Annotated in this window: 19 protein-coding genes; 6 read left to right on the plus strand and 13 right to left on the minus strand. The window is 71.8% G+C overall.

Going from position 1 to position 20,768, the window contains the following annotated elements; all coding sequences use genetic code 11:
- Positions 1–2: 2 nt before the first annotated feature.
- Positions 3–998: a Gfo/Idh/MocA family protein gene (locus LXM50_RS12595; protein ID WP_233311670.1), complete on the plus strand. Its 996-nt coding sequence runs from the start codon at positions 3–5 to the stop codon at positions 996–998.
- On the opposite strand, the gene LXM50_RS12600 is transcribed toward LXM50_RS12595, so the two are convergent.
- The 10 genes from LXM50_RS12600 to LXM50_RS12645 all read right to left on the minus strand — a co-directional run bounded on the left by LXM50_RS12600 (position 995) and on the right by LXM50_RS12645 (position 13,199).
- Complete coding sequence (locus tag LXM50_RS12600; protein WP_233311671.1) at positions 995–3,181, minus strand: CapA family protein; 2,187 nt, start codon at positions 3,179–3,181, stop codon at positions 995–997. The two genes, LXM50_RS12595 and LXM50_RS12600, sit on opposite strands and share 4 nt — an antisense overlap.
- Positions 3,178–4,209: an ATP-grasp domain-containing protein gene (locus LXM50_RS12605; RefSeq protein WP_233311672.1), complete on the minus strand. Its 1,032-nt coding sequence runs from the start codon at positions 4,207–4,209 to the stop codon at positions 3,178–3,180. Before LXM50_RS12605 ends, LXM50_RS12600 begins: the two co-directional genes overlap by 4 nt.
- Complete coding sequence (gene alr, locus LXM50_RS12610) at positions 4,098–5,357, minus strand: alanine racemase (protein WP_233311673.1); 1,260 nt, start codon at positions 5,355–5,357, stop codon at positions 4,098–4,100. Before alr ends, LXM50_RS12605 begins: the two co-directional genes overlap by 112 nt.
- A gap of 103 nt (positions 5,358–5,460) precedes the next feature.
- Positions 5,461–6,966, minus strand: a complete 1,506-nt coding sequence (locus LXM50_RS12615) for a lipase maturation factor family protein (protein WP_233311674.1) — start codon at positions 6,964–6,966, stop codon at positions 5,461–5,463.
- Positions 6,967–7,248: 282 nt separating this feature from the next.
- A complete protein-coding gene (locus LXM50_RS12620) occupies positions 7,249–7,857 on the minus strand; it encodes a DUF305 domain-containing protein (protein WP_233311675.1) in 609 nt (202 codons plus the stop codon).
- Positions 7,858–7,969: 112 nt separating this feature from the next.
- Complete coding sequence (locus LXM50_RS12625) at positions 7,970–8,377, minus strand: DUF6153 family protein (protein ID WP_233311676.1); 408 nt, start codon at positions 8,375–8,377, stop codon at positions 7,970–7,972.
- 88 nt (positions 8,378–8,465) lie between these two features.
- A complete protein-coding gene (locus LXM50_RS12630; RefSeq protein WP_233311677.1) occupies positions 8,466–9,395 on the minus strand; it encodes a glycine betaine ABC transporter substrate-binding protein in 930 nt (309 codons plus the stop codon).
- Positions 9,388–10,335: a proline/glycine betaine ABC transporter permease gene (locus LXM50_RS12635; protein ID WP_233311678.1), complete on the minus strand. Its 948-nt coding sequence runs from the start codon at positions 10,333–10,335 to the stop codon at positions 9,388–9,390. The genes LXM50_RS12630 and LXM50_RS12635 overlap by 8 nt, the downstream gene beginning before the upstream one ends.
- The gene (locus LXM50_RS12640) at positions 10,332–11,663 is read right to left on the minus strand and encodes a glycine betaine/L-proline ABC transporter ATP-binding protein (RefSeq protein WP_233311679.1); all 1,332 of its coding nucleotides are present in this window, start codon (positions 11,661–11,663) and stop codon (positions 10,332–10,334) included. Before LXM50_RS12640 ends, LXM50_RS12635 begins: the two co-directional genes overlap by 4 nt.
- 384 nt (positions 11,664–12,047) lie before the next feature.
- A complete protein-coding gene (locus tag LXM50_RS12645; protein WP_233311680.1) occupies positions 12,048–13,199 on the minus strand; it encodes a class I SAM-dependent methyltransferase in 1,152 nt (383 codons plus the stop codon).
- Positions 13,200–13,298: 99 nt separating this feature from the next.
- On the opposite strand from LXM50_RS12645, the gene LXM50_RS12650 reads away from it, so the two are divergent.
- On the plus strand, positions 13,299–15,275 hold the full coding sequence (locus LXM50_RS12650) for a DUF5107 domain-containing protein (protein WP_233311681.1): 1,977 nt from the start codon (positions 13,299–13,301) through the stop codon (positions 15,273–15,275).
- A 144-nt stretch (positions 15,276–15,419) separates the two neighbouring features.
- Here LXM50_RS12650 and LXM50_RS12655 read toward each other — a convergent pair whose 3' ends face one another.
- A complete protein-coding gene (locus LXM50_RS12655) occupies positions 15,420–15,743 on the minus strand; it encodes a helix-turn-helix transcriptional regulator (protein ID WP_233311682.1) in 324 nt (107 codons plus the stop codon).
- A gap of 16 nt (positions 15,744–15,759) precedes the next feature.
- Between LXM50_RS12655 and LXM50_RS12660 the strand changes: the two genes are divergently transcribed.
- Positions 15,760–16,254, plus strand: coding sequence for an SRPBCC domain-containing protein (locus LXM50_RS12660; RefSeq protein WP_233311683.1), 495 nt, complete (start codon positions 15,760–15,762; stop codon positions 16,252–16,254).
- Between the two features lie 177 nt (positions 16,255–16,431).
- Here LXM50_RS12660 and LXM50_RS12665 read toward each other — a convergent pair whose 3' ends face one another.
- The gene (locus LXM50_RS12665; RefSeq protein WP_233311684.1) at positions 16,432–17,196 is read right to left on the minus strand and encodes a M15 family metallopeptidase; all 765 of its coding nucleotides are present in this window, start codon (positions 17,194–17,196) and stop codon (positions 16,432–16,434) included.
- An 86-nt stretch (positions 17,197–17,282) separates the two neighbouring features.
- Between LXM50_RS12665 and LXM50_RS12670 the strand changes: the two genes are divergently transcribed.
- On the plus strand, positions 17,283–18,023 hold the full coding sequence (locus LXM50_RS12670; protein ID WP_233311685.1) for a response regulator transcription factor: 741 nt from the start codon (positions 17,283–17,285) through the stop codon (positions 18,021–18,023).
- Positions 18,016–19,185, plus strand: a complete 1,170-nt coding sequence (locus LXM50_RS12675; protein ID WP_233311686.1) for a HAMP domain-containing sensor histidine kinase — start codon at positions 18,016–18,018, stop codon at positions 19,183–19,185. The genes LXM50_RS12670 and LXM50_RS12675 overlap by 8 nt, the downstream gene beginning before the upstream one ends.
- Before the next feature lie 25 nt (positions 19,186–19,210).
- Here LXM50_RS12675 and LXM50_RS12680 read toward each other — a convergent pair whose 3' ends face one another.
- Complete coding sequence (locus tag LXM50_RS12680; RefSeq protein ID WP_233311687.1) at positions 19,211–19,699, minus strand: MarR family winged helix-turn-helix transcriptional regulator; 489 nt, start codon at positions 19,697–19,699, stop codon at positions 19,211–19,213.
- Positions 19,700–19,849: 150 nt separating this feature from the next.
- Between LXM50_RS12680 and LXM50_RS12685 the strand changes: the two genes are divergently transcribed.
- Complete coding sequence (locus LXM50_RS12685) at positions 19,850–20,608, plus strand: SDR family oxidoreductase (protein ID WP_308192527.1); 759 nt, start codon at positions 19,850–19,852, stop codon at positions 20,606–20,608.
- Positions 20,609–20,768: the final 160 nt, after the last annotated feature.

Genomic DNA, 20,768 nt, shown 5'->3' on the forward strand with positions numbered 1-20,768 from the left:
TCGTGACCGGCCGGGACGCGCCGTTGCGCGTCGGACTCATCGGCGCGGGCGGGATCGCCGCGTCGCACCTGGACGCCTGGCAGGCGCTCGGCGCGGAGTGCGTGATCTCCTCGCGCACCCGCCCCGCAGCCCTCGCCGCGCAGTTCGACGTCGGGATCGCGGATGACGCCGACGCGCTCATCGAGCGGGTCGACATCGTCGGGATCCTCGCCCCCACGCCCACGCACCCCGACCTGGCGCTGCGCGCGATCGCGCGAAAGCGGCACGTGGTGTGCGAGAAGCCGCTCGCGGTGAGCGCGGTCGAGGCACGGCGCATCGCCGACGCCGCCGACGCCGCGGGCGTGCGCCTGTTCCCCGCTCATGTCGTGCGGTACTTCGCGGCGTACCGGCGGATCCAGCAGCAGGTCGCCGCCGGCGCGATCGGCGCGCTGCAGTCACTGCGGCTCAGCCGCTCGGGAGCGGGCCCCGCGACGGCGTGGTTCTACGACGAGGGCGCGGGCGGGGGGCTCATCCGCGACCTGCTCATCCACGACATCGACCAGGCGCTGTGGCTCGCCGGACCCGTGACGTCGGTCGCCGCGCGGCAGGATCCGCAGAGCGTCGACGGACGCTTCTCGCCACCGGTCTCCGCGATCGTCGAGCTCACCCACGCGAACGGCGCCACGACGCGGATCGACGGCGGCTGGCTGGGCGCGGGGACACCGTTCCGCACCACGATCGAGGTGTCGGGCACGGAGGGGACGCTCGCGCACGACAGCGCTGCCGGCGGCGGCGAGACCGCGGTCGCGGGGCCGGACCCGTCGGCCGAGCCCGACGCCGGCTACCTCCCGCCGCAGACCGAGGACCACCCCTACCGCACCCAGATCGCAGACTTCGCCGAGGCGATCCGCACCGGGCGACCCGCTCGGGTGACCCCGGCCGACGGCATCACCGCGGTCGCCGTCGTGGATGCGGCGTATGCCTCCATCGCCGCAGGCGGCGCCGCCGTGCCGGTCTAGCGCGGAGTGCGGCCGGATGAGGGCAGGGTGATCCGGCCGTCGGGAGCGAGCGTCACCGCGCTCCCGCCGAAGTCGCGGCGCCCGCGCTGATCCATGAGCCGCGCCGCGCCCCCCGCGGTGTCAGCCAGCGGAGTGCCGTCCGGGTAGTCGAACCGGACCGACCGCACCCGGCCCGCGACCGCCGTCCCATCCGCGCGCAGCCGGATCGAGAGGTAGGCGCCGTAGCGCGTCGCCGGATCCTTGCCGAACACGCCCCCTCCGCCGAAGTTGCCGAGGCTGTAGGCGATGAGACGGCCGCGGTACCACTCCATGCCCCGGAGCACGTGGGGACCGTGTCCGAGGACGAGATCGGCCCCGGCGTCGATCGCCGCGTGGGAGAAGGCGACCGGATCCCCGCGGTCCTCGCCGTACATCGACTCCGTGCCGGGGGTGACCACGTCGGCACTCGGCCCCTCCGCCCCCATGTGCGCCTGCACGATCACGACATCGGCCCGTGCGGCGGCGGCACGCACGACGGCGCGCACGTGCCGGAGGTCGGTGACGCGGTTGAAGTCCGCATAGGGTGCGAAGCCGATCATCGCCACCGTGACGTCTCCGATCCGCATGTAGGCGATCTCGTCGCGACCGCCCACCGCCCGGATCCTTGCCCCGGCGAGCGTCGCTCTGGTGTCGTCGTAGCCCGCCTGCCCGAAGTCGCGGCTGTGGTTGTTCGCGAGGTTGAGGATGTCGAAACCCGCGAGGCCCGCGACCGAGGCGGGGTCGCTGCGGAAGGCGACGCAGTCCGGATCCTTCCCGCATTTGTCGTGCCCCGTGTCGGGCGCGATCGCCTGCTCGAGGTTGCCGGTGACGATGTCCTCCGCGAACCACGGGCGCACGCCGTCGAAGTGCCCGGCCCCGTGGTCCGCAGGCGTCGAGCGGCTCGCGTCGTAGAGCAGGATGTCCCCGGTCGCGCCGATGCTGACCTCACCGGCGCGCTGCGCGGACTGCTGCGGGATCGTCGCGGGTGGGGCGGGCAGTGCCGCCGCCCCGGTCGCGACGATGCCGACGACCGCGAGCCCCAGCACCGCGGCGGGGGTGCGCCACGGGAGACGACGGCGGGAGGACGACTCCGCGGAGCGACGGCGAGAGCGCGACTCCGCCGGGCGGCGCCCCGCGGGCAGGTCGAACAACCAGGACAGCCTGTCCCGAGTGACCAGGGCGCCGATCCCGACGCTGACGGCGATGACCACGGCTGTGAGGACCACCGGCAGCAGGACAGCCGCGACCAGCTGCACCGGCCGCCCGGCGTCCGACACCCGCTGCGCCACGAGGGCGTCGGCGAGCGCGAGCACCGGCATGTGGATCACGTAGATCTGCAGCGTGCGACTGCCGAGCCGGCCCAGGGCTCGACCGAGCCGGGGCACCCTCGCCAGCAGCGGCGCCACGGCGATCCCCGCGCCGACGCCGAGGAGGGCGACCGCCGGCCACACTCCCGGGATCTGCTCCGTCCCGGTGGCCCGCACCACGGCGAAGGCGCCGAGGTAGAGCGCCACGGACGAGGCCGCGAGCAGAGGGCGCGGGCGGGCCGCGAGACCGATGATCCGCCGCGAGAACGTCGTGCCGATGAGGAAGTAGAGCAGGCTGGCGAGCAGCGATCCGCGGTTGCTCACGATGTCGATGAGCCCCGCGCCCACGGCGGTCGTCAGCGCGGCGGCGGCAGCCAGGGGCATCCAGGCCGGCAGGCGGCGCAACGCCTTCGCGACGAGGAAGTAGAGCGCGAGTGCGTACAGGTACCAGGCATTCGGCGGGCTGATCGTGATCGCCTCGACGAACTCCGCGACGGACCTCGGGATCAGGGTGGGGAAGTCGGGGAACGCCCACATCGTCACCATGTGGATGAGCGTCCAGAGCAGGTACAGGTACAGGAACCGCAGGACACGGCTGCGGAACACGGCGGCCCACGGCCGGGCGACCGCGTTCGCGGCGAAGCAGCCGGAGATGAGGAAGAACAGCGGCATCCGCACCGGGTAGGCGAGATCGGAGATCAGGCCCCAGGCGCCGGGGATCGGCAGGCCGATGCGCCAGTCGATCGTGAGATAGCTCTTCATCACGACGTGCCAGAACACGACGAGGACGATCAGCAGCCCCTTGGCGGCGTCCGCCCACGCCAGCCGGTTCGTCGGGGCGGGCCCGGCGACCGTCACGCGGCGGATCCTGACGCGTGCGACGCCTCCCCCGCGTGCCGCGTCGCCCCCGCCGCCGGAATCGACGCGACCGCGGCATCCAGGAGCTCGGCGATCAAACCGGTGTAGTCGAGGCCCGTCGCCGCGTACATCAGCGGCACCTGGGACCGTTCGGTCATCCCCGGCGTCGTGTTCACCTCGTTGAGCACCGGGCCGTCGGCGGTGACGAAGAAGTCGAAGCGGGCCACGCCGGCGCACCCGAGTGCCTCGTACAGCCGCCTCGCCGCCGAGCGGACGGCAGCCTCTTCGGCGGGGTCGATCAGGGCCGGCACCGTGAAGCGGGCGGTGCCGTCGTACTTCTCCGTGGCGCCGAACACATCGCCGGGCGCCACCGCGATCTCGAGCGGGGCGCCGAGGCGCAGCGTGCCGTGCCGATCGCGGAAGACGGCGAGATCGACCTCGCGGCCGGTGACGTACTCCTCGATCAGCACCGGATCCCCGAACGTCCGCGCGCGATCGACGGCGTCCGGGAGACCATCGAGGTCGGCGACCACGAAGACCCCGTTGCTGGATCCACCGGCGGCGGGCTTCACGACGAAGGGCGGGGTCAGACCGGCCACCGTGATCCCGACCTCGTCCCCGGACGCGACGACGCGCCCGCGCGCCGTCGCGATCCCCAGCGACGCGGCGACCAGCTTCGTGGCGTTCTTGTCCATCCCCAGGGCGCCGGCGCGGACCGGGGATCCGGCAGAGGGCACTCCGCACAGATCGAGCAGCCCCGCGATCGTGCCGTCCTCGCCCCGTTCGCCGTGCAGCACCGCGAACGCGACATCGCAGCCCGCGACGAGCTCGACCGCGCGGTGCAAGGGCAATGCGACGCCCTGCTCGTCCCGCCACGCACCGTCCTCACCGATGGTGAGCGGGACCGCGATGTGCGTCAGTGCACGGACAGCCCGTGTGACGCCGGCCGCGGACGCGAGCGAGACCGCGTGCTCGTGATTCGCGCCGCCTCCGATGACGGCGATCCGGCGGCGGGGGTGCTGAGACATGCGGTTTCTCCTTGGGACGGGTGCGGGGTTCGGGGTGACGCGTCGAGGGTTCGACGGATGCGGGAGGCCCGAGCGCCGACGCCCGTGACGATCTCGTGCTCGATCGTGCGCGCCCACGCCGCCCACTCGGCGACCGTCGGCGCGCCGTCCCGACCCGGGCCGAAGATCGTGACGCGCTCGCCCGGGCGCAGCAGTCTGTCGCCGGTGTCGACGACGACCATGTCCATCGAGAACCTGCCCACCAGCGGCCGCCTCTCACCGTGCACCAGCACCTCGGCCCGCCCCGATGCCGCGCGCGGGAGCCCGTCGGCGTAGCCGAGCGGCAGCAGCGCCAGACAGGTGCGGGACGAGGTGACGAAGTCGTGGCCGTATCCGACGCCGGTGCCCGCCGGAGCCTCGCGGGAGGACACGACGGTCGAGGTCAGCGTCAGGGCGGGCCGCAGATCGTCGGTCGTGCGGGACGGATCGATGCCGAAGAGCCCGGCGCCGATGCGGTGCAGGTCGTACCCGGCCGCGGTTCCGGTGAGCGTCGCCGCGGTGGCGGCGAGATGCAGGAGGTGCGGACGCAGACCGCGACGACGGGCGGTGCGGACCGCGTTCTCGAACACCAGGCGCTCGCGCACGTTCTGACCGTTCCCCGGGTCGTCGGCGCAGGACAGGTGCCCCATCACGCCCACCACGCGGATCGCGCCCGCCGCCTCCTGCTCGCGCGCGAGCGCGCACAACGACGCCCAGTCCTTCGGCGGACAGCCGTCACGGCCCGTGCCGACATCGACGTGCAGGTGCACCCGAGCCGTGGTTCCCGTCGCCCGCGCGGATCCGGCGATCGCGAACAGCAGCTCGAGGTTCGGGGCGGCGAGGTCGACGTGCAGGTGCAGAGCCGTCTCGACGTCGGCGTCCGGCGTGTTGAGCCAGCTCAGGATCGGTGCGTCGATGCCCGCCTGCCGCAGCGCGAGCGCCTCGTCGATGCTGGTCACCCCGATCGAGCCGGCACCCGACTCGAGCACCGCAGCGGCGATGTCCCCGTGTCCGAACGCGTCCGCCTTGAGGACCGCCATCAGCCGCCCGCCGGTCAGCGCACGGAATCGATCGGTGTTCTCGCGGAGCGCGTCCTCATGGACGACGAGTTCCGAAGCAGGCGATCGCATGGGTTCGAGTCAATCGACGGCCGGGTTGCCGGGGCGTATCCGGTTCTCGATATGCGGACGATATGCCGGTGTCCGCCGGGTCGCCGGCGTGGTTCGACGGCAGTCAGGTCGCGCCCTCGTCGTCACGCAGAGACAGCGGCCGCACCACCACGCGCCGGCGGTCGCGGATCCACACGCGTCCGCTCTCGCGGTGCTGGGCGCGGGTCGTGAACCGGTAACGGTAGGCGACGGCGCGCACCTGCGCTGGACGCACCCCGCCGAACGGGTCGTCCCGCAGCAGCCGGAGCGTCGGCGGATCCGCCTCGAGCAGTCGCACCAGCAGCATCGCGAACCAGTCCTCGTACATCCGCCCCAGCGGCAGGAACCACATCAGCCAGTCCAGGCGCAGGTGGTACGGCGCGAACTGCCCGGGGATGCGCTGCCGATCGCCCGGCTTGCCCTTGAAGCCGTATTCGCGCCACTCACCCGCGAGCGGATCCGGATCCGCATCGGGCAGCAGCGTGCCCTCGACCACGATCTCGATCCGCTCCTTGGTCACCGTGCCGAAGGCACCGTAGGCGTTCGCGAGCTGCCAGCGGTTGAACGACGCGTTCATGGCCTGGCTGCGCGAGAAGAGGTTCCGCACCGCCGGCACCGAGAGCCAGACGTAGAGCACGCCGACTGCGGAGGTGACCACGAGCCAGGGCGACGGCAGGCCGTCGATCGTCCAGGGCAGGGCCGTCGGCGGGTGATGCGGTGCGCCCGTCGGAATCCCGATCGCTGAGACGGCGAGCACCACGGTCGCCCAGTTCAGCCAGGCGAAGTTGCCCGTCACGACGAGCCAGAGCTGGGTCGCGATGACCACGCCCGCGCCGACCGCGCCGACGATCGCCGGCACGGGGTCAGGAATCCACAGCCCCAGGATCGGGGCGAGCAGCAGCCAGGGCGCGCCGAGCTGGGCGACGTGGTTGCCCACCACCTCGAGCCGGTGGAACCAGGGCGGCAGCAGATGCGCCTGCCGGCTGAGCGGGCCTGGCATGGGCTGCGTCTCGTGGTGGTACATGAGCGCGGTGAGATCGCGCCATTCGCGACCGCCGCGGATCTTGATCATGCCCGCGCCGAACTCGAGCCGGATCACGAGCCACCAGAACAGCACGATCACCACGGTCGGCGGCGGCTGCGACGCGGATCCGAGGAACGCGGCGAGGAACCCCGCCTCGAGCAGCAGCATCTCCCAGCCGAAGCCGTAGAAGGTCTGCCCGATCGACGAGATCGACATGTACCCGAGCCACAGCAGCAGGAAACACGCCATCGGCACCCACGGCGGTGCGAGCTGCGGCAGGCCGGCCACCAGAGCGGCCGACACGACGAACCCCGCGACGCACAGCGCCACGAGCCGCCGATCGGTGTAGCGCACCCGCAGGAACAGCGTCGGCCGCAGGAGCCGGCGGGCGTGGGAGGAGGATCCGGCCCAGGCGAGCAGCTCCGGCGCCGGGAGCAGGCCGTGCTCGCCCAGCAGCGCGCGGAACTGGTTCAGCGTGCTGACGAAGGCGACCAGGTAGAGCGCCGCGATGCCTCGCTGCAGCACCTCTCGCGCGAAGCCGAAGTCGACCGCCGCGAAGCCGTCCATACCGGAAGGCTACGCGCGGGGCCCGGATCCGGACAGGTGGCCTCCCCTTGCCCTTCAGGTCTCCGCCACCCACTTCCGCGTCGTCCCCGTGAGCGCACCCAGGGGCTCCGCTGACGGGGACGACCCGAAGGTGGGTGGCCTTCCCCTGCGCTCCGCACGCGACACCTGCACGACGTCGCGACGCATGCACGATCCGATCGCGGATCCGGTCGTGCATCCGTGGCAGGGTCATGCAGGCGTCGCGCGTCGCGAACCGGCCCGCGAACCGGGCCGGGGCCCGGGTCAGAGCGCGGCGAGCAGGTCCTTCATCTCGGCGATCTCCGCCGTCTGCGCGTCGATGATCGCGGCCGCCAGGTCGACCGCGGCGGGAGCTGCGCCGTCGGCCTTCTCGGTGCGGGCCATGTCGACCGCGCCCTCGTGGTGCACGATCATCTGCTGCAGGAACAGCTTCCCGGCCTCGGCACCCGGAGCGGCCTCGAGCGCCGCCATGTCGGCCTCGCTCATCATGCCGTCGCCGTGGCTCATGGATCCGGGCGCCGCGGACGGCACGCCCCAGTCGGCGAGCCAGCCGCGCATGGTCGCGATCTCGGGCGCCTGCGCGGCCTTGATCCTCGTCGCGAGCTCCGTCACCCGCGCGTCGACGCCGGTCTTGGCGAGCAGCGTGTCGCTCATGTCGATCGCCTGCTGGTGGTGGCCGATCATCATGCTCGCGAACATCGCGTCGGCGTCGTTCGCGGTTCCCTGGACGGATCCGGTCGCCGGTGCGGACGCGCCATGCGTCATCCCGGGCATTCCGGAGTGGTCGGTCGTCGGCGCACAGGCGGTGAGGGCGGCCCCGGCGAGGGCGATCGCGCCGATCGCGAGGGCGCGGTGGAAGGTGCGGATGGTCATGTCGTTCTCTGCTTTCGTCGTCGATGACGCGCGCCGCCGGACAGCGGTGCGCGAGGCCGTGCCCGGCGCGTCCGCCCGCGGAACGGGGAGTGCGGGACGCGCCGGATCCGGCTCATCTGCGACTGATGCAGAGGGCGGAGATGCTCGGAGGGCGCGGCGCGGCGGGAACGTTCGCCGCAGAACCGATGGCGGGTGCGACGATCGCGGGGCGCAGATCCTCTGCGGGCGGTCCGGGCAGCGCGGCGGGCGCCACCGGAGCGAGCACGCAGCCCTCCGCCATCGCGGCGTGCTCGGCGCAGTCCGCGCAGCCGTCACCGGCCACGGCATCCACGGCATCCGCGATCTCGTGCGCCGCCGTGGTCGCCGGCATCGGCGACCCGGACATCGCGACGTGCGCGGACGGATCCGCTCCCGCCATCGGAGTGCCGTGCCCGTCGAGGACGTGCATCCCGAGCAGCCCCGCGATCACCGCGGCGACGAGGAGCGCGATCCGCAGCGACCACGTCGACGACGTGCCCACGACTCGGATCCGATACCCCACGGGGGTACAGCATACCGGCCCCGGTCCGCGAAGGACCGAGGCCGGCACGGTGCGCGAATGCGCCCGGTTACTTCTGCAGCCAGTCGAACTCGCCGCCGTGCTCCTTGACCCATTCGTCGATCGCCTGGGGTTCCTTGCCCTCACCGAACTGGTTCACGACCATGTCCTCGAGCGAGCCGTACTGCGCGTCGTCCAGCTTGATCTTGCCGATCAGAGCGGCGGCGTCGGGGTGCTTCTCCGCGAAACCCTTCGCGCCGAGGAAGTGCAGCCCCTCGGGCTTGCCCATGGCGCCCTTCGGATCCTTGAGGTCCTTGACGGGGTAGGCGCTGTTGGCCCAGAACGGACGCCACAGGGTCACCGCGATGTCCTGCTTCTTGTCGGTCGCCGACTTCAGCTCGGTGAGCATCGCGGCGGTCGACGACGTGACCAGCTGGTACTCGCCGTCCAGACCGTACTCCGGCATCATCTTCTGCGTCTGCGCGGTGAGACCGGCGCCGGGCTCGATGCCGATGATCTTGCCGCCGAAGGTCGAGGCGCGGCCCTTGAGCTGATCGATCGAGTCGATGTCGGAGTAGGTGGGCACCGCGATCGTGAGGCGGGCGTTGCCGTAGTAGGTTCCGAGGTCGTCGATCGAGCCCTGGTACTTGTCCATGTACGCCTTCTGCGTGACCTCGGGCCACGCCGACGGGAAGATGTCCACGTCGCCCTGCGACAGCCCCGCGTAGAGCGGGCCCGCATCGGAGAGCGTCTGCATCTTCACGTCGTAGCCCATCTTGCCGAGCTGGTCCTGCAGCAGGTACGCGGTGCTCAACCCGTCCGTCCAGCTGGGCAGGAACCCGATCGTGATCGTGCCCTTGTCGCCCTTGCCGGCGCCGTTCGTGGGGGCCTTGCCCGCCATCTCGAGCGTGCCGCCGGCGCCGTCGCTCGCGCATCCGGCCAGGGCGAGCACGGCCGCGACTCCGAGCGCCGCGAGAGTGGTGATCCTGCTCTTACGCATGCTGCAGCTCCTTCTCCTCGGCGGATGCTTCCGGGGTCTGATCGACCACGGCGGATGCCGTGGCCAGGCGCCGGGCCGCGCGGCGACGCGAGAGCATCCCGAGCAGCGACGCGGGGTGCTGTCCGAGCGATCCCAGCGACGCGGTGACGCGGTCCAGGAAGACCGCGATCAGCACGACGCCGAGTCCGGCCTCGACGCCCTTGGCGATGTTGACGGTCGAGATCGCCTCGACCACGAGCTTGCCGAGCCCGTCGGCGCCGGCCATGCCGGCGATCACGGCCATGGACAGGGCGAGCATGATCACCTGGTTGACGCCGGCGAGGATCGTGGGCATCGCCAGCGGCAGCTGGATCCCGCGCAGGATCTGACCCGGTGTCGCACCGAACGACTGTCCGGCCTCGACCGTCTCGGAGTCCACCCCGCGGATGCCGAGCTCGGTGAAGCGCACGCCCGGAGGCAGGGCGAAGATCACCGTGGCCACGAGGCCCGGCACGACGCCGATGCTGAAGAACACGATGGCGGGGATGAGGTAGACGAATGCGGGCATCGTCTGCATGAAGTCGAGCACGGGCTTGAGCACCGCGCGCACGGTGGCGTTGCGGGCCGACCAGATGCCGAGCGGGATCGCGATGACGACGGCGACCGCCCCGGCGACGAGCACCAGTGCGAGCGTCTGCATCGCGGGGACCCACAGGCCCATCGCGACGATCAGCCCGAACGAGATCACGGTGCCGATCGCCAGGCGCCAGGAGCGCACGAGCCAGGCGATGAGCGCCGCGATGATGATCACGACATAGAACCACGGCATCAGCAGCACGAAGCTCAGGCCGTCGACGAGGAACGAGACCACGGTCGAGATCACGTTCAGCAGGCCGTCGAGGTTGGCCTTGATCCAGTCGACCGCGACGGCGACCCAGGATCCGATGGGCAGGACGTTCATCGGGTGACCTCCTCGTTCGGCGCGTCCGGTGTGGTCGGCGTGCTCGGTGCGCTCTCGGATGCGGGCGCGGTCCAGCCGTCGTCGAGGATGGCGTCGACCTCGGCCTGCGGCAGCGGCAGCACCGGCAGGTTGATCTCGCCCGTGGCACCCGGGCCGGGGCCGAGGGCGGCGAGCAGCGTGACGCGCGGGATGACGCCGACGAGCCGTCCCTCCGCGTCGGCCACGGCGAGCGGCACCGGGGACTCCACCGCGGGGATGAACAGATTCATCAGGATCTCGTCCTCGTCGACGACCTGCGTGGCGGGCTTGAGCACCGACGTGATGGTGCTCTCGCCGCGGCGGATCAGCTTGACGACGTCTCGGTCGGTGACGACGCCCTTGAGCGTGCGGTCCCGGCCGACGACGTACGTCGCCGACATGAACGCGTCGCGCATCTGCTTCAGCGCGGTACGCGGGCCGGCCGTCTCCGCGACGACCGGACGCGGACGCTCCATGACGTTCGCCGCGGTGAGCACCCGGGCGCGGTCGACGTCCTGCACGAACTGCTCGACATAGCTGTTGGCCGGGTCCGTGAGGATGTCCTCCGGCGTGCCGATCTGCACGATGCGGCCGTCGCGCATCACCGCGATGCGGTCGCCGAGGAACATGGCCTCGTTCAGGTCGTGGGTGATGAACACGATCGTCTTCTGCAGCTTCTGCTGCAGCTCGAGCAGCTGCTCCTGCATCTCACGGCGGATCAGCGGATCCAGCGCGCTGAACGCCTCGTCCATGAGCAGGATGTCGGTGTCCGCCGCGAGTGCCCGGGCGATGCCGACGCGCTGCTGCATGCCGCCGGAGAGCTCGGACGGCAGCTTCTCGCCCTGGCCGTCCAGGCCGACGAGAGTGAGGATCTCCTCGGCCTTGGCCAGGCGCTCGGTCTTGCCGATTCCCTTGAGCTCGAGCGGATACGCCACATTCGCGGCCACGGTGCGGTGCGGCAGCAACGCGAAGTGCTGGAACACCATCGACACGCGATCACGGCGGATCTCGCGCAGACGGGAGGCGGGGATGCCGGTGATCGGGTCGCCGGCGACCAGGACGGATCCGTCCGTCGCCTCGTGCAGCCCGTTGAGCATGCGGATGATGGTGGACTTGCCGGATCCGGACAGTCCCATGATGACGAAGATCTCGCCGCGGTTGACGGTGAAGCTCGCGTCGATGACGGCGGCGGTGCCGGCATCGGCGACGGCGGATCGGGTCTCGCCGGCCTTCAGCCGGCGGACGGCCTGGTTCGGATTCCTCCCGAACACCTTGAACAGATGACGCGCTTCCAGAGCGGTTTCGGACACGTTTCCCCCGCGGCCTCACCCATCGGGGAGGCCTGCATCGGTCTCGCCCGGGTGATGATCACAGGGCCGTTTCGAACCAAGCCATGCTGGCGGCGCAGGAGGAGGATTTCGGATCCTCAGCAGAGATCATCGACCGTACGCCCACGCCTCTTCGTGCACAGCAGAATCGAAAGAAGGACGCGACCGCGGACTGGTCTTGGGGCCATCAGGCCCGCATTCCAACGTAACGAGAACCTGATCCCGTGGCAAATCCGAGGTCGATGGTCCACCCGACCGGATGCGGCGAGGACGGCGCTCGCGCGGCCGGCGTTCGCGCGTTCGGGGAGCAATGTCCGTCCTCGATCGGGCTCGGTAGCAGCAGACATTGCGCCTCGAAGCCCGCGATCAGCGCCGCACGGACCGGGTGACCGTGAACTTCGGAGTGCGCGCGAGCTGCTCCGTGACACCGACCGCTGCGGCGAGCGCGCGACGGTGATCGAGGTGCGAGTTGAAGACGGTCCAGACCTCGCCGCCCGCACGGAGCATCCGCGCAGCGGCGTCGATGAGCCGGCGTCCCGCTCCTTCGTGCACACTTGCGCCGAGGTGGAAGGGCGGGTTCAGCAGCACGAGGTCGACGGATCCGTCCGGGATCTCGGATCCGGCATCGTCGAGCGTCACGGTCACCCGGTCGGCGACGCCGTTGGCCGCCATCGTGGCCCGCGCAGACTGCACCGCTGCCGCGGAGCGATCGGTGGCGACGACGCGCGCGCTCGGCACCGCGAGGGCCAGCGATGCGGCGAGCGCACCCGTGCCGCAGCCGAGGTCGACGGCGGTGGCCCCCTCCCGTCCGGCGAGGGCGGCGAGCTCCGGGGCGCGCTCGCGCATCACGTCGAGCAGCACCCGGGTGCCGATGTCGATGCGGTCGCCAGCGAACGCCCCGCCGTGCGCGCACAGGGTGAGCCCGAACTCCGGGTGCATCGACGACACCGGGAACGGCGGGTCCGCACGCGCCGGCCGCGGATCGGTCGCGACGATCAGGCGCGACTTGCGCGCGGCGCGCTGCGGCTGGACATGGCCGAAGAAGCGGGCGAGCACCTCGTTCTGCGCCAGGGTCATGTGCTTCACGCGCCCCCCGGCGAGCAGCATGACGTCGGCCGCCGCCCAGCGCGCGACCGCATCCGCGATCTCCTCGAGTTCGGCGAGGCCCTTCGGCAACTGCAGCAGCACGAGCCGCGCGTCGCGCAGCAGCTCGGCATCGAGCTCGCGCGAGTCGAAGCCCCTCGCCCCGAGTTCGGCAGCGTTGCGGGCCAGTGCCCGGCGCCCCGACACCAGATCCTGGTGCACGCGCACGCCGTCCAGGCCCGCGGAAACGAGAGGCAGGGCGAGCGCGCCGTACCCGTCGCCGATCACGGCGATCGCGGATCTGTCGATCCCATGCTCGACGGCCGACGCTCGTGCGGCCTCGACGAGCAGCTCGTCCGTCGCGTCCCACGCCTGCAGATTCGGCGCCTCCACGTCGGGGAACCGGCGCAGGCGGGCGTAGGGGAACTCGGGCACCCGTTCAGCGTACGCGGACGCCGGTTTCGACCCGGAGGGCGGGAATCAGGATCCGTTTTCCTTCCCGTCGCACAGGCCGGGCGAGGATACTGGGGAACGATGAGCGCAACGTTGACCGTCACCCAGGTCGTCCTCCCCACCGCCCCCGTCGGATCCCCGAACCCCCTCCCCGCGATCGCCGCCATGCCACAGGCGCCGTACGAGGCCACCACGGAGGGGCTGCCCGCCGAGATGGCGGCGAACATCCGGTACGGGCAGGTCACGTCGATCCATCCGTACCTGCTCCAGGACGGCTACGACCGCGAGCGCACACCGGCGCCGATGCGCCTCGCCGTGCTCGAGAACGAGCAGCTGCGCGCCGAGTTCGCCCTCGACCTGGGCGGCCGGCTGGTGCGACTGTTCGATAAGACCACCGGCCGCGACCTCGTGTACCGCAACGCCATGCTGCAGCCGGCGAACCTCGCCCTGCGCGACGCGTGGTTCTCCGGGGGCGCGGAATGGAACATCGGCATGCGCGGGCACTGGCCGCTGACCTCCGCCCCGCTGTACGCCGCCGCGATCACCGGCGACGACGGCGAGCCGATCCTGCGGATGTGGGAGTACGAGCGCGTGCGCGGCCTGATCCTGCAGATCGACGCGACGCTCGACGGCGCCGCCCTGCACGTGCGGGTGCGGGTGCGCAATCCGCGCGACCGCGAGACGGGGATGTACTGGTGGACGAACATCGCCGTCGCGCAGACCGAGGGAAGCCGCGTGCTCGCGCCGGCGACGCACGCCTACATGACCGGTTACGACGGCACGCTCGGCCGGGTGGACCTGACCGAGACGGATCCGCGTCTGCCCGCGTCGGCACCCGCCGCCGCGGACTACTTCTTCGACCTGGCGCCGGGTCTCGCCGCGGACGCCGCTCCTGGCGCACCGGCACCGCGCCCCTGGATCGCCGCGGTCGACGCGGACGGATCCGGCCTCGCGCACGTCTCGACCGCAGGACTGGTCGGCCGCAAGCTCTTCGTCTGGGGCGACACCCCGGGCGGGCACCGCTGGTGCGACTGGCTCGGCGGCGAGACGGGCGCCTACTTCGAGATTCAGGCAGGGCTCGCCGCCACGCAGTACGAGCATCTGCGCATGCCGGGCGGGGCGACGTGGGAGTGGACCGAGACGTTCCTGCCGCTGACGCTTTCGGATCCGGCTCTCGATGGATCCTGGAACGAGGACGTCGCCGTCGTCGGCGCCCAGGTGCTCCACACGGCGGATGCGGCCGGATCCGCCGGCATCGCCCGGCTCGAGGCCGCTGCCGACGTCGCCCCGGACGCGCTGCTGTCGGCGGGCTCCCCCTGGGGCTCGCTCGAGCAGGAGCTCGCGGCCCGCGCCGGTTCGGCCTTCGCCTCGCTGCCCGGCGTGCGGTTCGCGCGCGAGGGCGAGGAGGGCGCCTACTGGGCGGGGCTGCTGGATCGCACGCCCGACGCGGCCGCGGACGCCGTGGAGCCGGATCCGCTCGACGCCCCTGCCTCCTACGTCACCGGCGAGGAGTGGGATCATCTGCTCGCCGAGGCTCCCTCCACGTGGCTGACCCACTATCACCGCGCCGTCGCCGCGCACGCCCGTGACGAGCACGGCACCGCGATCTCGCATTACGAGGCCTCGCTGCGCCACCGCCGCAGCCCTTGGGCGCTGCGCGGGCTCGGGCTCGCCCTGCGCCAGTCCGACGGAGGCACCGCCGCGCAGGCGCAGGGGATCAGCCGGCTCGCCGAGGCGCGCGAGCTCGCCCCCGACCTCGCACCACTCGCGCTCGAGCTGTCCGAGGCGCTGCTCGCCGACGGACGCGCCGACGAGGTGCGCACCCTGGTCGAGACCCTGCCGGCAGAGCTGCGCACGCTCGGGCGGTTCCGCGTCGTGGAGATCCGCGCCGCCCTCGCCACCGGAGACACGGAGGCGGCAGGCCGGGTCCTCGAGGAGCGCTTCGAGGTGCCGAACCTCCGCGAGGGCGAGCTGAGCATGTCGGCGCTGTGGCACGAGGCGTTCCCCGACCGCCCGGTGCCGGCCTGGTACGACTTCGAGATGGCGCCGGAGGGCTGAGGCCCGGATCCCGCAATCCCGCGGTCGGGCCCTGGTCCGCTCCCGCGTCCTGGTCCCGCGGCTGCTCCCACTCCTGTTCCCTGGTCGCGTAGCGCCCCTTCCGCGCCTGCGAAGGGGCGCTACGCGACCAGGAAGCGACGGGAGTCAGCCTCGGTCGAGGTCGTCCAGGAGTTGGACGGCAGCTGCCGCGTAGGCGCCGATCCACCGATCGTGGATCCGCTTGATCGGAAGCGGGGCGAGCGTGAGGTGGCGTTCCCTGCCCTCGCGGCGACCGATCACGAGCTCGGCGCGTTCGAGCACCTTGAGGTGCTGCAGCACCGTGGTGCGGTCGAGCTCGGGGAAGCACGCGCACAGCTCGCCCGTCGTCCGCGGCGCAGCGCGCAAGGCGTCGAGCATCCGGCGTCGGACGGGAGCGGCGAGCGCCTTGAAGACGAGATCGTCGTCCTCGGTTCCCTCCGCCGAATTCATGTTGTAATCTTACAACATGTCTCAGATCGAAATCGCTGCGGACATGGCTCCGCTGACCGAGCTGTCCTTCTCCGTCTCCGGCCGCGTCTCCCGCCCGCCCGCGGAGGTCTTCGAGGCTGTCGCCGATCCTGCGCAGCTCTCCCGCTACTTCACGACGGGCGGAGCTCGGGGCCGCCTCGAACCCGGCGCCGAGGTCAGCTGGGACTTCGCCGACTTCCCCGGACGCTTCCCCGTCGTGGTCCTCGAGGCGAAGGCCCCTGAGCGCATCGTGATCGAGTGGGCGGCGGCCCCCGGCAGCAACGACACCGGCACCACGCGCACGGTGTTCGAGTTCGCCCCGATCGACGGGGGCGCGCGCACCCTCGTCACGATCACAGAGTCGACGTGGCGCGCCACCACGGGCGGCGCGAAGAGCGCCTTCGGCAACTGCGAGGGCTGGACCGGCATGCTCGCAGCACTCAAGGCCTGGCTCGAGCACGGCATCAACCTGCGCGACGGCTTCTACAAGTAGCTCTCCCCCGAGGCAGGCAGTCCTCTCCAACGCCTCCGGGGCGGATCCACCTCCGCTCGCTGGTCGCATAGCGCCCTTTACACCGCCGCGAAAGGGCACTACGAGACCAGTGAACGAGTTGGAAGGGGCAACACGAGACCAGCGAACGACCTGCCAAGCCGCATCGGATCCGGCCCGTCAGCCCCGCATCCGCGGATCCTCGGTCGGGTCGCGGTACATCGCCGGGCATCCCTGGTCCTTCGCGGAGGGGCTCAGCTCGAAGTGCCAGGCCTCGTTGTCGTACGTGCGGCACAGTCCGAACTGCGCGCCGTGGCGGTTCAGCCAGTCCGCAGCGTCGTAGGGGGCGATGTCGACCGCCTGGCCCTTGACGTGCAGCGACGTCTCGGGCGTGCCCACCCAGCGCGACGCCTCGGCCTCGGATCCATAGGTGCGCACGGCGTCGCGCAGCAGCCAGGCCTGGTACGCCTTCGAACGCCATCCGCTCGCCACCCGCAGCTCGAGCCCGTCCTCCTCAGCCGCGGCGAGCGCCTGCTCGAGCGCCTCGCGCAGGCCGGGTTCCAGCTTCGACACCGCGGGGGCCGAGTCCTGCAGCGACACCGAGTCGCCGTCCGCGATGTAGCCGTCCTCGGCGGTCGGCATGCCGCCGCCGCGTGCGGACGCGGATCCGCCGTCGCCCGCCGCCACGGGGCCCGGATAGTCGGGGCGCGCCGTGACGGCGGCCGTGATCACCGCGGCGGCGGTGCCGGCGCCCAGCAGCGCGAGCACCGTCAGCGTCGCGAAGAACCGGAACAGCCGCCGACGCCGCCGGGGAGCCTGTGACGCCCGGTGCCGCGGGGCCGGGATCCGCGTCGCCGCGCGCATCCCCTCGACGTCGGGCTCCCGGGGCAGGATCCATTCCGGTGCGGATCCGGGTCGCAGCGGAGCAGAGGTGTTCGTGTCCATGCCTCCACCCCATCGAGGCGGACGTTGCCCGGCCGTTCGTGTTTTCGCATACGCCCGCGATATGCCGCTGTGCTTAGGCTTCTGGCATGCGCGTGCTGATCGTGGAGGACGAACCCGCCCTGGCCGGAGCGGTCCGTGACGGGCTGCGTCTCGCGGCGATCGCCGCGGACACCGCCGGGGACGGGCACCTCGCCCTGGAGCTGCTGGACATCAACACCTACGATGTGGCGGTGCTCGACCGGGACATCCCCGGTCCGAGCGGCGACGACATCGCCCAGGCGATCGTCGCCTCCGGATCCGGTCTACCGATCCTCATGCTCACCGCCGCCGATCGCCTCGACGACAAGGCGACCGGTTTCGAGCTCGGCGCCGACGACTACCTGACCAAGCCGTTCGAGATGCGCGAGCTGGTCCTGCGGATCAGGGCGCTGGCGCGCCGCGCCCCGCGGTCGACACCGCCGGTGCACGAGCTGGCCGGAATCAGGCTCGACCCGTTCCGCCGCGAGGTGTACCGCGACGGACGCTACGTCGCCCTCACCCGCAAGCAGTTCGCGGTGCTGCAGGTGCTCGTCGAGGCCGGCGGCGGCGTGATCAGCGCCGAGGAGCTGCTCGAGCGCGCCTGGGACGAGAACGCGGATCCGTTCACGAACGCCGTGCGCATCACGGTCTCGGCGCTGCGCAAGCGGCTCGGCGAGCCCTGGGCGATCCTCACCGTGCCGGGGGTCGGCTACCGGATCGACGTCGACGGCAGCGCGCGCGATGGCGATTCGGGCGACGAGGCGACGGACGAGGATGCGACGATGCCGGGGCGCACGAGGAATGCCTGACGCGTCATCGACCCCCGCAGAGCCGCCGAGGCCGGCACTCCCCTCGACGCCGGCCCTCCCACCCCGCCCGGTCCGCGCTGCCGGCCTGTCGGTGCGCTGGCGACTCACGCTCAGCTACGTCGCGCTCGTCGCGGTGGCGGGCGCCGTGCTGCTCGGCGTCGTCGCGCTGTGGCTGCTGCGCTACGTGCCCGACGGCACGGTCTACAACACCGACCCGATCGCCGGCACGAGCTGGGCGCCGAATCGCACCGACATCATCCGCGCGTTCGTTCCGCCCGCCACGTGGGCGCTGCTCGGGCTCATCGCGGTCGGCGTGCTCGGAGGCTGGCTGCTGGCCGGTCGGGTGCTGCGCCCGCTCACCGCGATCGGCGAGACAGCGCAGGCCGTGAGCGACGGCGACCTGGACGCGCGGATCGCGCTGCCGGGCCGCGACGACGAGTTCCGGCGCCTCGCCGACGTCTTCGACGGCATGCTGGACCGCATCCAGGGCGACCTGCAGCGCGAGCGCCGCTTCGCCGCGAACGCGTCTCACGAGCTGCGCACCCCGCTCGCGATCACCCGCGCGGTGCTCGACGTGGCCGAAGCGGATCCGGATCCCGACATCCCTCAGTTGCTCGTGCGCCTGCGCACCGCGAACGAGCGCGCGATCGCCCTGACCGAGGCGCTGCTGCTGCTCGCGCGGCTCGACGCCCGCCCGCCCGCACGCGTCCCCGTCGACCTGTCCCTGGCCGCGGAGGGCGCCGTCGAGCTGCTGCACGAGGTGGCCGCGGCTCGTGACGTGCGGCTCGACGCGGTCGGCGACCCGGTCATGGTCCGCGGGGACGCGGCGCTGCTCGACCAGCTCGCCCTGAACCTCGTACAGAACGCCCTCGTGCACAATCTGCCCTCCGGCGGATCCGCCACGGTGCGCACGCTCCGTCTCGGCGGGCAGGGTGCGCTGGTCGTCGAGAACACCGGAGACCGGCTCGACCCGGCCGTGGTCGCCACGCTGGTCGAGCCGTTCCAGCGCGGCGCCGGCCGCACCCGCGACGGGGCGCACGGCGGATCCGGCCTGGGCCTGGCGATCGCCGGTTCGATCGTCGACGTGCTGGGTGGGGCGCTCGAGCTGACCGCCCTGCCCGCGGGCGGCCTGCGCGTCGAGGCGACCTTCCCGCTGGAGTGACGCGGGTCGGCGCGGCGCGTCGACCTCAGCTCGGCGGGATCCAGATCGGGTCGGGGGCGATGGCCGCCGAGATCCGCCGGCTGGCGATGCCGAGCTGTCGCGCCTGGGCGGCGGTGAGGACGTCGAAGACGAGCGTGTCGACGAGCGCCTCGTGACCCGGGGTCGCCTGCTGGACCTTCGCGTGGCCGTCCTCCGACAGCACGGCGAGGGTGAACCGTCCATCCGTCTGGTCGATCACACGCCGGACCCAGCCGCGCTGCTCGAGGCGTGAGACCGCACGCGAGAGCCGCGAGAGCGTGCAGCTCGCGAACCCGGCGAGCACGCTCAAGCGCAAAGATCGCCCCTCGGCGGCGTCGAGCGCGTAGAGGATCCCGAACTCGAAGTGCGTCAGGCCGCTGTCCCGCTGCAGCTGGGCGTCGAGTGCGGCAGGAAGGCGCTCCAGGAGCGTCGCGACGGACGCCCAGATCTCCGCTCTGGGCAGCGGCGTCGTGGCGGATCTCGTGGGCTCGGGCACGAGGTCAGGATACCTCGAAATCGAAGAGCGTGACTTGCTCAAGCAACTGAATACGCGTAGGTTGACTTTCCCAAGCAAGTGAAACGGCGACACAGACGCCGTCCGGAACGGAGCGATATGAACCTGGAACTGCACGGCAGGACGGCTTTCGTGAGCGGATCCACCCAGGGCATCGGCTATGCCATCGCCTCCGCACTCACCGCCGAGGGGGCGGAGGTCATCATCAACGGGCGCGCCCCTGCCGCCGTCGACGCCGCCGTGTCCCGACTGCGCTCGGAGCATCCGGGAGCACTGCCGCGCGGAGTCGCCGCCGACCTCGCCGACACCGGGGAGACCTCCCGTCTGCTGCAGGACATCGGCGAGGTCGACGTCCTGGTGAACAACGTCGGCCTGTTCGGGGTCGCGCCGTTCAGCGACATCGCCGACGAGGACTGGCAGCGTTACTTCGACGTCAACGTGATGAGCGGCGTCCGGCTCTCGCGAGCACTCCTGCCGGGCATGCTGCGCCGCGGGTGGGGGCGGGTCGTGTTCATCGCCAGCGAGTCCGGTGTCGACGTGCCCGCCGACATGATCCACTACGGCGCCACCAAGGCCGCGATGCTCGCCCTCGCCAACGGCCTTTCCAAGCTCACCCGCGGGACGGGTGTCACCGTCAACAGCATCCTCGGCGGCCCGACCTATTCCGACGGAGTGGAGGCGGTCGTCACCCAGCTCGCCGCCGCCCAGGGCGTGGACGTCGGGACGGTCAAGGCCGCGATCATCGGCCAGAACCGCACGACCCTGCTCGAGCGGTTCATCGACCCTGCGGAGATCGCGAACCTCGTCGCCTACCTGGCCAGCCCCCGCTCCTCGGCCACCAACGGATCCGCCGTGCGCGCCGATGGCGGCGTGCTCACCACGATGCTCTGACCCGCGTCATCTGCGCCGGAGCGCAAGGCGCCTGAGGCACTGCAGCGACATACACGCGGGTGACCGACCGCCTCGGCGGGAACCTGCGCTCGGCGTCGGTATCGGATCCGCACTTGACACCCCTCAGGTTCGATGGTTAGTTAGTCGAGTAACTAACCGA

Origin of the sequence: Microbacterium sp. Au-Mic1 (assembly GCF_021341785.1) — a bacterium.
In the GTDB taxonomy this organism is placed as follows: domain Bacteria; phylum Actinomycetota; class Actinomycetes; order Actinomycetales; family Microbacteriaceae; genus Microbacterium.